The sequence below is a fragment of the Sorangium sp. So ce375 genome, from assembly GCF_051473855.1.
Classification (GTDB): domain Bacteria; phylum Myxococcota_A; class Polyangia; order Polyangiales; family Polyangiaceae; genus Sorangium.
This window is the reverse complement of sequence record NZ_CP150335.1, coordinates 5,150,398-5,165,490: the sequence shown is the minus strand read 5'-3', so window position 1 is coordinate 5,165,490 and position 15,093 is coordinate 5,150,398. Positions and strand designations below refer to the sequence as shown.

The 15,093-nt window shown below is 71.8% G+C and carries 13 protein-coding genes; 3 read left to right on the top strand and 10 right to left on the bottom strand.

What is annotated here, in order from left to right:
- The first annotated feature begins 79 nt into the window (after positions 1-79).
- Entirely contained in the window at positions 80-820 is a 741-nt protein-coding gene (locus WME90_RS19145) for an ABC transporter ATP-binding protein (RefSeq protein WP_437282598.1), read from the top strand.
- 42 nt (positions 821-862) lie between these two features.
- On the opposite strand, the gene WME90_RS19140 is transcribed toward WME90_RS19145, so the two are convergent.
- Together WME90_RS19140 and WME90_RS19135 are read right to left on the bottom strand one after the other, a co-directional pair.
- Positions 863-1,711, bottom strand: a complete 849-nt coding sequence (locus WME90_RS19140) for an MlaE family ABC transporter permease (RefSeq protein WP_437282597.1) — start codon at positions 1,709-1,711, stop codon at positions 863-865.
- Between the two features lie 24 nt (positions 1,712-1,735).
- Entirely contained in the window at positions 1,736-2,608 is an 873-nt protein-coding gene (locus WME90_RS19135; protein WP_437282596.1) for an MlaE family ABC transporter permease, read from the bottom strand.
- Between the two features lie 274 nt (positions 2,609-2,882).
- Here WME90_RS19135 and WME90_RS19130 point away from each other — a divergent pair, with 274 nt between their 5' ends.
- Positions 2,883-3,821 (top strand): DMT family transporter, encoded by a 939-nt coding sequence (locus tag WME90_RS19130; RefSeq protein WP_437282595.1) that lies wholly within the window; start codon positions 2,883-2,885, stop codon positions 3,819-3,821.
- Between the two features lie 39 nt (positions 3,822-3,860).
- Here the strand turns inward: WME90_RS19130 and WME90_RS19125 are convergent, their stop codons facing one another.
- From WME90_RS19125 to WME90_RS19110, 4 genes are all read right to left on the bottom strand, one after another.
- Positions 3,861-5,600, bottom strand: coding sequence for a cation:proton antiporter (locus WME90_RS19125; protein WP_437282594.1), 1,740 nt, complete (start codon positions 5,598-5,600; stop codon positions 3,861-3,863).
- 117 nt (positions 5,601-5,717) lie between these two features.
- Positions 5,718-6,392, bottom strand: a complete 675-nt coding sequence (locus WME90_RS19120) for a glutathione S-transferase family protein (RefSeq protein ID WP_437282593.1) — start codon at positions 6,390-6,392, stop codon at positions 5,718-5,720.
- A 50-nt stretch (positions 6,393-6,442) separates the two neighbouring features.
- Entirely contained in the window at positions 6,443-7,408 is a 966-nt protein-coding gene (locus WME90_RS19115; RefSeq protein ID WP_437282592.1) for an NAD-dependent epimerase/dehydratase family protein, read from the bottom strand.
- Positions 7,405-8,037 (bottom strand): class I SAM-dependent methyltransferase, encoded by a 633-nt coding sequence (locus WME90_RS19110; protein ID WP_437282591.1) that lies wholly within the window; start codon positions 8,035-8,037, stop codon positions 7,405-7,407. The genes WME90_RS19115 and WME90_RS19110 overlap by 4 nt, the downstream gene beginning before the upstream one ends.
- A gap of 607 nt (positions 8,038-8,644) precedes the next feature.
- Between WME90_RS19110 and WME90_RS19105 the strand changes: the two genes are divergently transcribed.
- Positions 8,645-11,086 carry a S8 family serine peptidase gene (locus WME90_RS19105; RefSeq protein WP_437282590.1) on the top strand — a complete coding sequence of 814 codons (2,442 nt, stop codon included), beginning with the start codon at positions 8,645-8,647 and terminating at the stop codon, positions 11,084-11,086.
- Positions 11,087-11,095: 9 nt separating this feature from the next.
- Here the strand turns inward: WME90_RS19105 and WME90_RS19100 are convergent, their stop codons facing one another.
- From WME90_RS19100 to WME90_RS19085, 4 genes are all read right to left on the bottom strand, one after another.
- A complete protein-coding gene (locus WME90_RS19100) occupies positions 11,096-12,223 on the bottom strand; it encodes an RtcB family protein (protein WP_437282589.1) in 1,128 nt (375 codons plus the stop codon).
- The gene (locus tag WME90_RS19095) at positions 12,220-12,543 is read right to left on the bottom strand and encodes a ribosome-binding factor A (protein WP_437282588.1); all 324 of its coding nucleotides are present in this window, start codon (positions 12,541-12,543) and stop codon (positions 12,220-12,222) included. Before WME90_RS19095 ends, WME90_RS19100 begins: the two co-directional genes overlap by 4 nt.
- Positions 12,544-12,874: 331 nt before the next feature.
- Positions 12,875-13,585 carry a hypothetical protein gene (locus WME90_RS19090; RefSeq protein WP_437282587.1) on the bottom strand — a complete coding sequence of 237 codons (711 nt, stop codon included), beginning with the start codon at positions 13,583-13,585 and terminating at the stop codon, positions 12,875-12,877.
- A gap of 72 nt (positions 13,586-13,657) precedes the next feature.
- Complete coding sequence (locus WME90_RS19085) at positions 13,658-15,031, bottom strand: 3-deoxy-7-phosphoheptulonate synthase class II (RefSeq protein ID WP_437282586.1); 1,374 nt, start codon at positions 15,029-15,031, stop codon at positions 13,658-13,660.
- Between the last annotated feature and the right edge of the window lie 62 nt (positions 15,032-15,093).

The window sequence follows — 15,093 nt, the reverse complement described above, 5'->3', positions numbered from 1 at the left end:
GTCCGGTGTGCATCGTGACGCTTCGCGCAGCCATTGCTTTGACGCAACAGCGCTTCCCCTCCCAATCGCTCGGGCCCAGATGATTTCGTTCCGAAATGTCAGAAAATCCTTTGGACCCAAAGATGTCCTCAAGGATGTCTCGTTCGACGTCGAGGACGGCGAGGTGTTCTTCATCATCGGACAGTCGGGGGTCGGCAAGAGCGTGCTCATCAAGCACCTCGTGGGGCTGCTCTACCCGGACGGCGGGGAGATCTGGCTGGACGGCGAGGAGGTGAGCCGCTTCGACGAGGCCCGGATGTACCCGGTGCGGATGAAGTGCGCGATGGTGTTCCAGCACTCGACGCTGTTCGACTCGATGACGTGCGCCGAGAACGTCGCGCTCCCGCTCCGCAAGCACAAGGGGCTCAAGCCGAAGGAGGCGCTCGACGAGGCGCGGCGGCGGCTCGAGCAGGTGCACATGCGCGAGTTCGGCGACCGCTTCCCGCCGGAGCTCGGCGACGGGATGCGCAAGCGCGTCGCCATCGCTCGCGCGCTCACGCTCGATCCGCGCTACGTGCTCTTCGACGAGCCGACCACGAGCCTCGATCCCGTGAGCGCGCGGCGCGTCGACAAGCTGATCCGCGAGCTCAGCGACACGCTCGGCGTGACGAGCATCGTCGTCAGCCACGACCTCGTCAGCATCTTCACGATCGCCGACCGCATCGTCATGCTCTATCAAGGCCTCGTCCGCCTCCTCGGCGATCGCGCGGCGTTCCAGGGCTCACCGGATCCGATCGTGCAGCAGTTCATCACCGGCAGCGCCGAGGGGCCGATCGAGTGAGGCGCCGGCGCGGCAGGGCCGCCCGGCGAGCGGGCGGCCTGGCTAGCGGAAGATCAGGAACGCCGCCGCCGAGATCAGCATGTTGAGCACGATGACCGCGAGCGAGGAGTTCACGACGGCGCGCGTCGTCGCCCAGCCCACGCCCTCGCTGCCGCCGAAGGTCGACAGGCCGGAGTGCCCGGAGACCACCGGGATCGCGGCGCCGTAGGCCACGCACTTCGCGAGCCCGGTCGCGAGATCGCCCGCGTCGACGAGGCTCACGTTCACGAACGTCTCGGGGCTCACGTCGAACATGCTGTACGCGGTGATCATCCCGGTGGTGAAGGAGACCGCGGCGCTCCAGACGATGAGGCACGTGGTCATGAAGACGCTGGCGATGAACCGCGGCTTGATGAGGTAGTCGATCGGATCCGCCGCGCACATGCGGAGCGCGTCGACCTGCTCGGTCACCACCATCGAGCCGATCTCGGCCGCGATGCCCGCGCCGACCCGCGTGGCGAGCATCAGCGCGGCGATCGAGGCGGCGAGATCGCGGACGAGCAGCTCGAGGTAGGTCGCGCCGAGCATGGTCAGATCCGGGATGACCCGCTTCGCCTGCTGGCCGGCCTGAAAGACCATGATCATCCCGATGAAGCCCATCACGACCGTCAGGAAGAACAGCGATTTGTTGCCGATCTCGTACATCTGCAGGAGCACCGCGCCCGGCTCGCGGCGCCCCTTCGCGCAGTAATAAAGCGTCCTTACAAATACGGAGTAGAGCTCGCGCGCCGACCGGAAGAGGGACAGCGCGGCGGCGCCGAGCGCGGCGACGCCCGACGGCTCCGGCGCGAGATCCCGGAGCTCGCTCGAGGGGGGCCCGGCGCTCTGGCGATCGGGGGAGCTCTTGTCCATGGAGGGCATGCGCGGCGCCGCCGATCAGTTGAGCGTGAACGAGACGAAGTAATCGAGGATGAAGATGCCGGCGGCCGAGGCGACGACGGTCGCGTTGACGGCGCGGCCGACGCCGGGCGCGCCGCCGGTCACGCCGAGGCCGTACTGGCAGCTCGAGAGCGCGAGGACGACGCCGAAGACGACGCTCTTGACGAGGCCGCTCATGACGTCGCCGATGTCGAGGAGCCCGCTCGTGAGGCCGTTGTAGAAGACGGCCGGGGAGACGCCGAGGAGGAGATCGCCGGTGAACGCGGCGCCGAGCAGGGCGAGCGCGTCGGCGAAGATCACCGAGAGGAGCAGCGTCAGCACCATCGCGAGGAAGCGCGGCGCGATGAGGAAGCTCACCGGGTCGATCGCGAGGACGCGGAGGGCGTCGATCTGCTCGGTGACGACCATGGTGCCGAGCTCGGCGGTGTTGTTGGCGCCGACGCGGCCGTTGATCATGAGCGCCGTGAGCAGGGGGGCGATCTCGCGGAGCGTGCCGAAGCCGGCGCCCCAGCCGAGCAAGCCGTGCGCGCCGAAGCGCTCGACGAGCGGCGCCGCCTGGATGACCATGATCGCGCCGGTGAAGAGGGCGGTCACGACGACGATGGGCGTCGATTTCACGCCCATCCTGTAGAGGTTGCGCATGAACTCGGCGCCGTCGACGCGGAGCGTGGCCACGCGCGTCGCGATCTTTCCTGCCAGCACGGCCATGCCGCCCACCGTGGCGGCGATCTGGAGGAACGAGCCGCCGAGCTGGTGCAGCCCGGAGGGCTCCTGCGCGGACGGCGCGCGCGGCCGCCGCGGGGGCGGCGCGCCGGGCGAGGCGAGCGCCCCCGGCCGCGCGGCGGTGCCTGGGCCAGCAGGAGACGTCATCCGAGGCGGGAGCTTAGCCCAAGGCCACCGAGGAGCGCGGCGCGATCTGCCGCCCCGAGAGGTCGAGACCGCTACCCAAGCAGGAGATCGTCCTCTACCTGAAATGTGCCCACCTCGCTCCGAGGCCGTCCCGTGCGACGGCAAACGCGCGCTCCCGCGCGCAATGCTGGCTCGTCTCCCGCCGGAGGAGCGCGCCGGCCCGGAGGCGGGCTGTCGGTGACGATGTCCGGTCCTTGGCGGAGCGTGCCTGGTGAAGAGCAGAGAAGCGGATGCGATGTCCCATCACGAGAGCGTAGGCGCGTTGACCGGCGAGCTCCGGACTGGCCTCCTCGACGACGGCCGGACCTTCGCCGTCCTCTCGGCGGCGACGTTCGCGCTGAAGGCGATCTTCGTGAAGCTCGCGTACGCCGCGCACCCCGTCGACGCGGTGACGCTGCTCGCGCTGCGGATGGGCATCGCGCTGCCGTTCTTCCTGTGGCTCGCCTGGAAGGAGCGCGGCGCGGCCGAAGGGCCCCTCACGCCCCGCGCCTGGGGGGGTGTGCTGATCGTCGGGTTCGTCGGATATTACCTGTCCAGCCTGTTCGACTTCATCGGGCTCACGTACATCAGCACCGGCCTCGAGCGGCTGATCTTGTTCGTGTATCCGACGCTCGTCCTCCTGATCGGCGCCGTGTGGCTGAAGCAGCCGGTGCGCGGCAAGGCCTGGGGAGCGCTCGCCGTGTGTTATCTCGGCCTCGCGGCGGCCGTCTGGCACGATCTCGAGCAAAGCGGGGACGCGCGGATCGTCGCCGTCGGCGGAGCGTGGGTGTTCGCGAGCTCGGTGACGTACGCGCTCTACTACATCGGCGTCGGCAAGCTCGCCGCCAGGGTCGGCTCGACGCGCCTCGCCGCGTACTGCGGGGCGGCCTCGTGCCTGATGGTGCTCGCGCACTACCTGGCGACGGGGAGCCCGGCCCGGCTGGGCGAGCTCCCGGCCTCGGTGTGGGGGTACGCGGCGGCGATGGCGACGATCAGCACGGTGCTCCCCATCGTGCTGCTCGCGGCCGCCATTCGGCGGCTCGGCGCGGGCCGCGCGGCGACGTTCTCGACGCTCGGCCCGGTGCTCACGATCGCGTTCTCCTGGGTCATCCTGGGCGAGCCGGCCACGTGGCAGCAGGTCGTCGGGCTCGCGATGGTCGTGGGCGGGGTGACCTGGCTCGGCAAGTCACGCTGAGATCGAGCGCCGGGGCCGCGCCGCGGGCCCGGCGCGGGATCACGCGCCGCGCGCCGCGGGGTGAGGCTCTGGCGAGCCGCTGCCGAAGAACTCGCTCCGGACGCGCTCGCGCTCGCGTTCGACCTGCTCGCCCGTCGCGCCGAGCCGCACGAGGAGGCGCTCGGTCATCGAGAACGCGACCTCCGCCTCGCCGGTCACCACGATGTCCGCGCCCGCCTTCTTCAGCGCGGCCACCTCACGCAGGTAGAAGGCGCGGGCGAGGACGAACAGCCGCGGGTTCACGCCCTTCGCCTGCTCGATGACGCCGGCCCCGGGCGCGCCCGCCGCCGTGAACAGCAGGCTGTCCGCCGTCTCGACCCCGGCGCGCTCGAGGATCTCCCGCTGCGTGGCGTCGCCGTAGATCGCGCGGATGCCCTGGTCCTGCAGCTCCTTCACCGTGTCGAGGTTCAGCTCGACGACGGTCGGCGCGATGCCGTTCTCCCGGAGCAGCCGTGTCAGCGTCTTCCCGACCGGGCCGTAGCCCACCACGACCGTGCGGTGGGCGTGCTCGTCCACCGGCGCGGCCTCGGCCTCCGCGCGGGCCGCGGCGCCGCGCCGCAGGACGAGCGTCGACTTCCACCGCGCGACGCGGTTGAAGAGCACCGGGTTCAGCGTGATCGACACGATCGAGGCGACGACGAGCGCCTGCGCGGCCTCGACCGGCAGGACGCCGAGCTTCTGGCCGAGCGCCGCGAGGATGAACGAGAACTCCCCGATCTGCGCGAGCGAGACGGCCACGGCGAGCGCGGTCTGCAGGGGGCGGCCTAGCAGCAGGGTCACCGCGAGCGCGGCGATCGGCTTGCCGATCAGCACGACCGCGAGCGTCCCGGCGGCGATCGGCCAGCCCGCGGCGAGCTGCGTCGGGTCGAGGAGCATGCCCACCGAGACGAAGAACAGCACGGCGAACGCGTCGCGCATCGGGAGCGCCTCCGACGCGGCGCGCGAGCTGAAGTCGGACTGGCCGACGACCAGGCCGCCGAGGAAGGCGCCGAGCGCCATCGACGAGCCGAAGAGCATGGCCGAGCCCACGGCGACGCCGAGCGCGACGACGAGCACCGTCAGCGTGAAGAGCTCCCGCGATCCGGTCTTCGCCACGTACCCGAGCAGCCCGGGGATGACGCGCTGGCCGACGATGAAGATGAACGCCACGAGCCCGGCGAGCTTCAGGACCGCGAGCCCAACGGACACGGCGATCCCCGCCGCGTCCGCGTCCGGGCCGCCGTCCGTGAGGGCGGGGAGCAGCACGAGCACCAGCACGGTGAAGACGTCCTCGAGCACGAGCCAGCCGATGGCGAGGTGGCCAGCGGGGGTGTGCAGGACGCCGCTGTCGCTGAGGACCCGCGTGAGCACGACGGTGCTCGCCACCGAGATGGCAACGCCGAAGACGACGGCCGCGCCCCACGTCCAGCCCGCGGCGTGGCCGACCAGGGCGCCGAGCGCCGTGGCGACCGCGATCTGGACGAGGGCGCCTGGCACGGCCACCTTGCGCACGGCGAGCAGCTCGCGGACGTGGAACTGCAGGCCGACCCCGAACATCAGCAGGATGACCCCGATCTCCGCGAGCTGGTCCGCGAGCCCCTTGTGCGCCACGAACCCCGGCGTGAAGGGGCCGACGAGGATCCCGGCCAGCAGGTAGCCCACGATGGGAGACAGCCGCATGCGCTGGGTGACGAAGCCGAGCGCCAGGGCTGCCGTGAGCCCGCCCGTGATGGTGAGGATAAGGTCGAGTTCGTGCGGCATGTCCGGGTCTAGCGCTTTCCATCGTCAGCCGCCGCCTCGCAGTGCGGTGCTGCCCGCGTTATCATCGAGCGCGGCCCAGGCCGCGCTCGATGATAACGCGGGCTTGGTGGGCTTCGTCTACTTGCCCACGACGCCGATCGCCTCGTACTCCTCGATGATGTGCGGCTCCTCCTTGGCCTTCGCGACCCACGCCTTCATCGCGGGGAGCCCGAGGATCGACGCCACGTAGCGCCTCGAGACCGCGTCGAGCTCGACGCCGTACGTGTCGAACCGCGTCGCCACGGGCGCGTACATGGCGTCCGCCACGCTGAAGCGCCCGAACAGGAACTCGCCTCCCTGGCCGAAGCGCGACCGGCAATCGCCCCAGATCGCCTGGATGCGCTCGATGTCCTGCGCCGCCGCCTCGGTGATCGCCACGCCCTGGATCTTCCGCCGCACGTTCATCGGCAGCGCGGTGCGGAGCGCGGCGAAGCTGCTCGCCATCTCGGCGCTCACCGAGCGCGCGACGGCGCGCGCGTCGCTCGCCTCCGGCCAGAGCTTCGCCGCGGGGAAGATCTCCGCCGCGTACTCGGCGATCGCGAGCGACTCCCAGATCGTGAGCGCCCCGTGCTGCAGGGCCGGCACCTTGCCTGACGGGGAGTAGCGCTGGATCTCCAGCGCGCGTGTGCCCGGCGCCCCGAGAGGGATCACCACCTCTTCGAAATCGGCACCAGCCTGCTTCAGGAGGAGCCAGGCCCGCAGCGACCACGACGAATAGGTCCTATTTCCGATATAGAGGGTGAGCTCAGCCATCCGCGGAGTCTACCACCGCAGCCGACCCGCGCGGCAGCGCGCCGGCGCGCTCACGGCGCCGCCGCGTCGCCCCCGAACACCTCGCTCGCCAGCGCCTCCACCGCCCTCCGGACCGCCTCGTCGCTCGTGTGGCGCACCCGGAAGCCCAGCGCGGCCAGCTTGCCAGGATCCATCCGCGATCGGGGCACGTCGCCAGGCCACCCGCGCTCGCCTCCCTGATACCGGATCACCGCGTCCGGGTACGGCGACGCCGCCACGCACAGCTCCGCGATGCGTGAGACGCTCGTCGCGTCCTCGGGAGCGAGGTTGTAGATGTTCAGCCGCTCTCTGGCCCGATCGAAGCCGAACAGCATCCCCTCCGCGCAGTCCCGGACATCGAGGTACGGCTTCGACTGGCGTCCATCGCCGAGCACCTCGAGCTCGGTCCGCCGATCGCGCAGCTTCTTCAGGAAATCGAGCGCGGCTCCGTGCGTCCCGCGCGGGCCGACCACGTTGCCGAAGCGGAAGATCCACGCCGTGAGGCCGAAGCACTCGACATAAGCGCTGACGAGCGCCTCGCCCGCGAGCTTGCTCGCGCCGTAGAGCGAGATGGGCAACGCGCCGAGGTCGCCCTCCGCGCACCGCCGCGCCGTGTCGCCGTACACCGTCCCGGAGGACGAGAAGATCAGCCGGCCGACGGCCGTACGCCGCATCGCCTCGAGCACGTTGTACGTCGCGATCGTGCCCTGATCGAGGTCGAGCCGCGTCCGCGCGAGCCCCCAGCGCGCCTCGGGGTTCGCCGCGAGGTGGACGACGAGGTCGTGGCCCGCCATGGCCTCGGTGAGCCGCTCCAGATCGAGGGCGTCCGCCTCGACGAGCGTGGCGCGCCCGGAGGCGAGGTGCGGCGCGACGAACGCGCGGCGCCCGACCGAGAGGTTATCGTAGATCGTGACGGGGCCGCGCTCGACGAGGCGATCGGTGAGGTGGCTGCCGATGAACCCGGCGCCGCCGACGACGAACGACCTGAGCTCCGTCATCGCCCCTCTCCCGCGGCCAGGCGCTCGATCCGCGCCGCGAACTGGAGCCGATCCTGGGTCACGAGGCGGAACGGCAGATCGTGGATCCGGAGCGGCCACTCGAGGCCCGCGACGCGCGCGCCCGCGCCGCGCACGAGCTCGACGAGCCCGCCCGGCGTGAAGTAGGTGCCCCGCACCTCGACGCCAGGCGCGGCGTTTCCGGCGAGATCCATCCAGAGCAGGACGCGCTCCGAGACCGGGCCGAACCGGAAATGATCCTTGAGCGCGACGACGCGCGACGCGACACGGAGCGCCTCCGCGAGCAGCGCGTCGGGGCGCGCGGCGTGGTGCAGCACGTCGGAGAGGAGCACCGCCTCGAACGCCGCGTCGGGGAAGGGGAGGCGCTCGCCGTCATAGGGGATGACCGGCAGCGCGGCCCCAGGGCGCGCCTTCACGTCCACGCCGACGACGCGGAGCGCGCCCACCCGGCGCGCCACCTCCAGCGCGACCGTGCCGTCGCCCGCGCCCACGTCGAGCAGCGACGCCGCGGGGCCCACCTGCGCGGCCAGCGCCCGCGCGACGCGGCCCACGCGCGGCACGTGGACCAGGCGATGGTGCAATGAGAACAAGGCGTGCCCGAGGACCGTCATCGTGCGTCCGAGCCCCGGCGCGGCGCGCGCCGGAGAGCCGCGCCACGCTAGTCGAGCGCCCGAGGACCGGCAACGCCCGGGGCCGACCCGCGCCGCCGGAGGCCGTCGCGGCCTCGTGGATGCGACGAGCCGGGACGCCGCGGCATGGCAGGACAGAGACGACATCGCGAGATAACGACCACCCTCGATGGCGTCTATCGGGGCGCTCTGGACTCCGGGGCCGCCGCGCCCCCGTCGTGCGCGCCAGGGCGCGCGCGGCGCGCGTCTCGTTACGCCCGGCCCGAAAGGACGGCTGCTCTGAAACAACCACTCTTACAGGGACTGCGATAATGACAGCTCGCGGCGCCCGCCGCCCTACGTTATCGCCCCGCTCGCGCTTGACCGATTGGCGCCATCGAACATAGCTGAATCGATGAGCGACATGCGCGGGAAGGGGCTTGTGAGGCGTGGTGTATGCCGGCTCGGTCTGGCAACTCTCTGGTTCGCCATTTCAGGGTGCAGCGGAGAGATTGGAGACAAGGAGGCGGGCCAGGACACTGCGCCTCCGGGAGACGAAGAGCCAGGCGAAGCGACGTTCGCGCCGGAGGAGGCCACGGAGCTCTGGTTCGTGGAATTCGACCGAGCGCCGGTCGCGCGGGGCGCCGGGCGCGCCAGCGTCAAAGGCCTTATCGAGGAAGAGCGGGCGCTCTTCCGGCGAGCCGCCGCCGCGCGCGGGCTCCGGTACAAACAACGATTCTCGTTCGAGGAGCTCTGGAACGGCCTCTCCGTCCGGGTCGCCCCCGAGGGCTCCGCCGCGCTCCCGGACATGCCCGGGGTCAAGGCCGTGTACCCCGTGGTGCCGGTGGAGCTCGACGCCGTGCGCGCCGCGCCGGCGGTCGACCCGGATCTCGCCGTCGCCGGCGAGATGTCGGGCGCGGACATCGTGCGTCGAGATCTCGGCGTGACCGGCGAGGACGTCCGCGTCGGCATCATCGACAGCGGCGTCGACTACCAGCACCCCGATCTCGGCGGCTGCTTCGGCCCGGGCTGCCGCGTGGCGTTCGGCTACGATTTCGTCGGCGACGACTTCGTCGCCGGCGACGCGAGCAAGCCGCCCGCGCCCGATGGAGATCCCGACGATTGCCTGGGCCACGGCACGCACGTCGCCGGCATCATCGGGGCGAACGGGGTCGTGCAGGGCGTGGCGCCGGACGTGACGTTCGGCGCCTACCGGGTGTTCGGCTGTCACGGCGGCTCGCGCGCCGACCTCATCCTGAAGGCGATGGAGCGGGCAGCCAGCGACGGCATGCAGGTGATCAACATCAGCATCGGAACGCCGTTCCAGTGGCCGGATTACCCGACGGCGACGGCGGCGAGCGCGCTCGTCGCGCGGGGCGTCGTCGTCGTCGCGTCGATCGGCAACAGCGGCGAGAAGGGGCTCTGGGCCGCGGGCGCGCCCGGCGTGGGCGACGCGGTCATCGGCACCGCCTCCGTCGACAGCAGCCGCGCGACCACCCTGTCGTTCACCGTCGCGCCAAGCAACGCCACGATCGGCTACGTCCGCGCCCCCGGGAGCCCGCCCGCGCCGCTGTCGGGGAGCGCCGCCCTGGTGCGCACCGGGACGACCACCAGCGACCGCGACGCGTGCGTCGAGCTCCCCGCGCGCAGCCTCTCGGGCCAGATCGCGCTCATCCGGCGCGGCGGCTGTTCCTTCTACGTGAAGGCTGCGCGCGCGCAGGCCGCGGGCGCAGCCGGCGTGGTGCTCTACAACGACCGGTCCGGGCCGATGAACCCGTCCGTGGAAGGCGACGACCGGATCACCATCCCGGTCGTGGGGATCCTGCAGGCCGATGGCGAGCTCCTCAACGCGCGGCTCGACGCGGGGCCCGTGACCCAGAAGTGGACCAACCGGGCCGTGGCCGAGCGGAACGGCACCGCGGGCCTCGTCTCCCGCTTCAGCTCGCACGGCCTCAGCGCGGCGCTGTCCTTCAAGCCCGATCTCGCCGCGCCCGGCGGCACGATCTACTCGACGGTGCCGATCGAGCAAGGCTCGTACGACACGCTGAGCGGCACGTCGATGGCGGCGCCGCACGTGGCCGGGGCCGTCGCGCTCCTGCTCGCCGCGCGCCCGGGGCTGTCCGCGGCGAGCGTGCGCGACATCCTCCAGAACACCGCGGTCCCCGCGCCGTGGAGCGGCGATCTGGGCGCAGGCGTGCGGGAGAGCACGCACCGGCAGGGAGCCGGGGTGATCCGCGTCGACCGGGCGATCCGCGCGACCACGCTGATCACCCCCGGCAAGCTCGCGCTCGGCGAGAGCGAGGCCGGCCCCGCCGTGCGCGCGCTGAAGCTCGAGAACTCGAGCGCGCACGACGTCACCTACGACCTGTCGCACGTGCCCGCGGCGTGCGCGACGGGAGGCGATCACTGGGCGCCGACGAGCGCCATGGCCGGCGTTGCGAGCGTCGACTTCAGCCCCGCGAGCGTCACCGTGCCCGCGGCCGGGAGCGCGACCGTCTCCGTCACCGTCACGGCGAGCGACGCGCTCGCGGAAGGCAGCCTGTTCGGCGGCTACCTCGTGTTCACGCCGCGGGGCGGCGCCGCCGATGGCCTGCTGCGCGTGCCCTATGCGGGCTTCAAGGGCGATTACCAGAGCCTGCCCGTGCTCAAGCTGTCGGGTCAGGGGGCCCCGTGGCTCGGCAAGCTGAGCGGGACGCGCCTGACGCCAGAGCCGCGCGGCGCGGCCTACACGCTCGACGCGGACGACCTGCCGTACGTGGTCGTCCACCTCGATCACGGCGCGGAGCGCCTGACCCTCGACATCGTCGACGCCGCCACCGCGAAGCCGTGGGGGCGCGCGCTGATGCTGTCCCACGTCGGTCAGAGCTCGTCCGCGATGGCGGTCACGCGGTACGGGTGGAAGGGCACGACGAAGCTCGACGAGAGGCCGACCGTCGTCCCGAACGGGGAGTACCTGATCAAGCTCAGCGTGCTCCGCGCGCTCGGCGATCCGGGCAACGAAGCGCACTGGGAGACGTGGACGTCGCCGGTCGTCACCCTCAAGCGGCCGTGACGGGGCCGCTCACGGAGCCTTGTAGACGAGCACCGGCCAGAGCCGGCGGACGACGCGAACGAGGTCGCGTTGCGCCCGCATGACCGCGCCGATCTCCTTGTAGGCCGAGGGCGCCTCCTCGCGCAGCCGATCCGCGAGGCGGTGGTCGAACCACACGCCCTCGGCCTCGCGCAGCAGCTGCCGCGCGCCGATGCGCCGGCGCGCCTCGCCCCGCGGCAGCGCGCGCCCGGCGCCGTGCGCGGACGAGCCGAGCGCCTCGGGGTGGCCGCGCCCCTCGACGTGGAAGCTCGGGCTCCCCATCGACCCGGGCACGACCCCCGGCTCTCCCTCGCGGAGCCCCATGGCGCCCTTGCGGTGCACCCACAGCGCGCGCCCGCCGTGCTCTTCGCGCCGGACGTGGTTGTGATCGACCTCGAGGCGCGACGACGCGTCGGCGTCGACGCCGAACAGCTCGGCGAAGAGCGAGAGGGCCTCGGTGAGCATCCGCGCGCGGCTCGCCCGCGCGTACCTCGCGGCCCAGGCCGCGTCGTCGAGGTACGCGCGCCCGGCCTCGCCGTCGGCGTCGAGGACGCGGACACCCGACGGGTCGCGCGCCGCGAGCGCCTCGTAGTGCTGCCGGATCGCAGGCCCCATGGCGCGCGAGCCGCTGTGGAGGAGCAGCCACAGCGCGCCCTCCTCGTCGCGCTGCACCTCCAGGAAATGGTTGCCCCGTCCGAGCGTGCCGAGCTCCATCCGGCCCTCGCGGCGCTTCATCGCCTCCAGCCGTGGCGCGCCGAGCCGCGCCTCGACGAGATCGCCGGGCAGCGGCGGCGCGCCGGCGGCCGGGTGCAAGAGGTGCGGGACGCGGCGGTACAGCGCGGAGAGGAGCTGCGCCGCGCGATCGCGATCCGCGAGCAGATCGGCGTCCGCGCGGAGCCGCAGCGCGACCATGCCGCACCCGATGTCGCCGCCGACCGCCGCCGGCAAGAGGCGACGGGTCGTGGCGGTCACCGTGCCGACGCACACGTCTTCGGCGACGTGTGCGTCGGGCATGACCGCGATGTGCGCGACGTCCTCGGTGCGCGCGAGCCGCGAGAGCGACGCGCCGAGCGCCGCGCTCGCGCCGTCGGGGAGCCACGTGGCGATGCGCGCGCTCACGGCTCTCCCTCCGGCGGGAGCACCTGAAACGCGAGCGTCGGCGCGCGCTTGCGGGTGATCGCCCCCGCCACCTCCGCGCGCACGTAGCCCGCCACCTTCTCCAGCCGCGCCGCGACCAGCTCGGGCGGCGTGCCAGCCCTGACCTGCACGACCACCGCGAGCCGGCTCGCGTCGGGCGCCGGCTCCACGCCCATCACCCAGACGTCCTGGAGGACGTCATCGCGGAGCGCGGCGAGCGCGTCGCTCACCGCCTCCTGCACCTGACGGCAGAGCTGGCGCTCCTTGCGCTGCGCGTTCCGCGCCGCCGTCCCACCGAACAACGAACCTGCATCCACGACGGAGCGCGCGCGTTCGCGGCTCCGCGATCGATCTTTGCCCATGCCATGCTCCCGAGGGCGCAGCGACGCATCTACGCGTCGGCCGCGCGATTCCAGCGACACGCGAGATCCGCTCGGGGATGTGAGCCTCGTCCTTGTCGGCGCGCTCAGCGGCGCGTCAGGCCGAGGCTCGTCGATGCAATGGGGTGCATGGCGGGCCTCCTTCGCCGCGTAGGGTGCACGAGCGCGGGCGGGGGCGCAAGGCGCGCCCCCGCGGCGCCCGGGCGAGCCGCGCGGCCCGGCCCATGGCCGGCCGTCGACGCCGCGGGCGGCGCTACGTGGCCTGCTGGCGATAGCGCGCCGGCGCCGCGCACTGGCGCTCGGCGACCCTGGCGACGACGCGGAGCATCCGGTGCGTAACGAGCCTCCCGAGCGGCGCCGTCAGCACGTCCAGGAGGAACAGCCGCCGCCGCGTCCGCGTGTCGATGGCGCGGATCCGGCCCTCGTACGAGAGCAGCGTGCGGTTCTGGCCGTAGGGCATCACGACGAAGCTCGCCGCCGCCTTGACGTGCCCGGGGCAGTCGAACGCCTTGAACTCGTCGGCGGTCCGCCTCGTGAACTGGCTCTCCACGTTGAGCAGACGCGCGATCGAGCCGATGACGATCTCGGAACCCTCCCTCTCGGCCAGCTTGAACTCGCCGTAATCCTCGACGTTCTGGAGCGTTATCCGCGCGTGCGCCGGGAGCGCCGCGAGGCGGAGCCGGCGCCGGGCGCGCCGCACGCCGGCCAGGCGGAGCGCGAAGAGCGCGCGCAAGAGGAGAGAGCGGCTCCTCGCGAAATCCACCCTCTTCAGCGTGGCATACGTCACCTCCGGCGTCGCCATCACCACGATCTCGTGGTTCACGACGATGTCGGCTTCCGGCAGGAAATACTCGAGCAGCGTGGGGCCTGCGCCGGAGCGCTGCGGGCACTCGTGCGAGGCATTCGTCGTGGCTTGCTCTTCGCCCTGTCGGCTCTCACCCTGTTCCGTCGAAATGTTCTGCATGGCGAACTACCCCCTGAGGCAGTTCATTGGGCAGGTCCGACGGATCGCCAGCAGGGGACTCCTGCTCTCGACTCAGCCCTTCGCGCGCCGCGAGGACTCCGCCATACGGTGGGCGATGCGGAAGGCCATCTCGAGCGACTGGCGGTAGTTCAGCCTGGGATCGCACAGGCTCGCGTAGCGCCGGTCGAGATCGGACTCCGTGAGCCCCGCCCCGATGCACTCGGTGACATCGTCGCCCGTGAGCTCGAAGTGGACGCCGCCGAGGTGGGATCCCATGGACTCGTGCACCTCGAAGCTCGCCTCGATCTCGGTGAGGATATCCTCGAAATTCCGTGTCTTGATCCCGCCTGCCGTCGTCTGGGTATTGCCGTGCATCGGATCGGACATCCAGAGCACCTTGCGCCCAGCGGCCCGCACCGCCTCGATGAGCGGCGGGAGCCCGTCGCGCACGCGGCCCGCGCCCATGCGCACGATGAGCACGATCTTGCCCGGCTCGTCCGCCGGGTTGAGCCGGTCGAGGAGGCGGATCACGTCGTCGCGGAGCGTCTTCGGGCCGAGCTTGATGCCCAGCGGGTTCTCCACGCCGCTGAAGAACTCGACGTGCGCGCCGTCGGGCTGCCGCGTGCGCTCGCCGATCCAGGGCAGGTGGGTCGTCAGATCGTAGAAGCCAGGACGGCGCGCGACCTTCCGCGTCTGCGCGGACTCGTAGTGCAGGTGGAGCCCTTCATGGCTCGTGAAGAACTCGACCCGCGAGAGCTCCCCGACGGGCACCTCCGCGAGCGCCTCCATGAACCGAAGGGCCTCCCCGACCTGCTCCGTCATCCGCTGGTATCGCTCACGCAGCTCGCCGGGGAGATCCGCCCGCTCGAGGAAGCTCAGGTCCCAGTACTCCGGGTGGTGCAGATCGGCGAAGCCGCCCTCCAGGAGGGAACGGATGAAATTCAGGGTGATCGCCGCGTGCTGGTATCCCGCGATCATCAGGTTTGGATCGGGGCGGCGCGCGGCGGCGTCGAAGGGAGCGCGATTGATGAGATCCCCGAAATAGCTGGGCAACCTCACCCCATCGCGCGTCTCGATCGGGCTGGAGCGCGGCTTGGCGTATTGCCCGGCAAAGCGCCCGAGGCGCACCACCGGCCGGCGGGCGCCGTGCACCAGCACGAGCGACATCTGGAGCAGGATCTTGAGCTTGTTCGTGACGATGTTCGGGCGGCAGTCGTCGAGCGTCTCCGCGCAGTCTCCCCCCTGGAGCACGAACCGGCGGCCTAGCTGCGCCTCGGCCAGATAGCCTTTGAGGCGCTCGACCTCCCACGAGGTCACGAGCGGCGGCAGCGCCCTGAGCTTCTCGACGGCCGCCTGGACGGCCTCGGGATCGTCATAAGGGAGGGGCGCAGCGTTGGGCCGTTCACGCCATGAATCCGGTGACCAGGGTTGAGCAGGAACGTACATGAGTCGAGCCCTACTATGGCAAAGCTCCCACCTGCGCAACCCTCGGTCAACGTCATCGACTC

What these genes read in the sequence shown, in the direction of transcription:
- WME90_RS19145 (WP_437282598.1), top strand. Translation starts at nt 80, where the DNA reads ATGATTTCGTTCCGAAATGTCAGAAAATCCTTTGGACCCAAAGATGTC.
- WME90_RS19140 (WP_437282597.1), bottom strand. Translation starts at nt 1,711, where the DNA reads ATGGACAAGAGCTCCCCCGATCGCCAGAGCGCCGGGCCCCCCTCGAGC.
- WME90_RS19135 (WP_437282596.1), bottom strand. Translation starts at nt 2,608, where the DNA reads ATGACGTCTCCTGCTGGCCCAGGCACCGCCGCGCGGCCGGGGGCGCTC.
- WME90_RS19130 (WP_437282595.1), top strand. Translation starts at nt 2,883, where the DNA reads ATGTCCCATCACGAGAGCGTAGGCGCGTTGACCGGCGAGCTCCGGACT.
- WME90_RS19125 (WP_437282594.1), bottom strand. Translation starts at nt 5,600, where the DNA reads ATGCCGCACGAACTCGACCTTATCCTCACCATCACGGGCGGGCTCACG.
- WME90_RS19120 (WP_437282593.1), bottom strand. Translation starts at nt 6,392, where the DNA reads ATGGCTGAGCTCACCCTCTATATCGGAAATAGGACCTATTCGTCGTGG.
- WME90_RS19115 (WP_437282592.1), bottom strand. Translation starts at nt 7,408, where the DNA reads ATGACGGAGCTCAGGTCGTTCGTCGTCGGCGGCGCCGGGTTCATCGGC.
- WME90_RS19110 (WP_437282591.1), bottom strand. Translation starts at nt 8,037, where the DNA reads ATGACGGTCCTCGGGCACGCCTTGTTCTCATTGCACCATCGCCTGGTC.
- WME90_RS19090 (WP_437282587.1), bottom strand. Translation starts at nt 13,585, where the DNA reads ATGCAGAACATTTCGACGGAACAGGGTGAGAGCCGACAGGGCGAAGAG.
- WME90_RS19085 (WP_437282586.1), bottom strand. Translation starts at nt 15,031, where the DNA reads ATGTACGTTCCTGCTCAACCCTGGTCACCGGATTCATGGCGTGAACGG.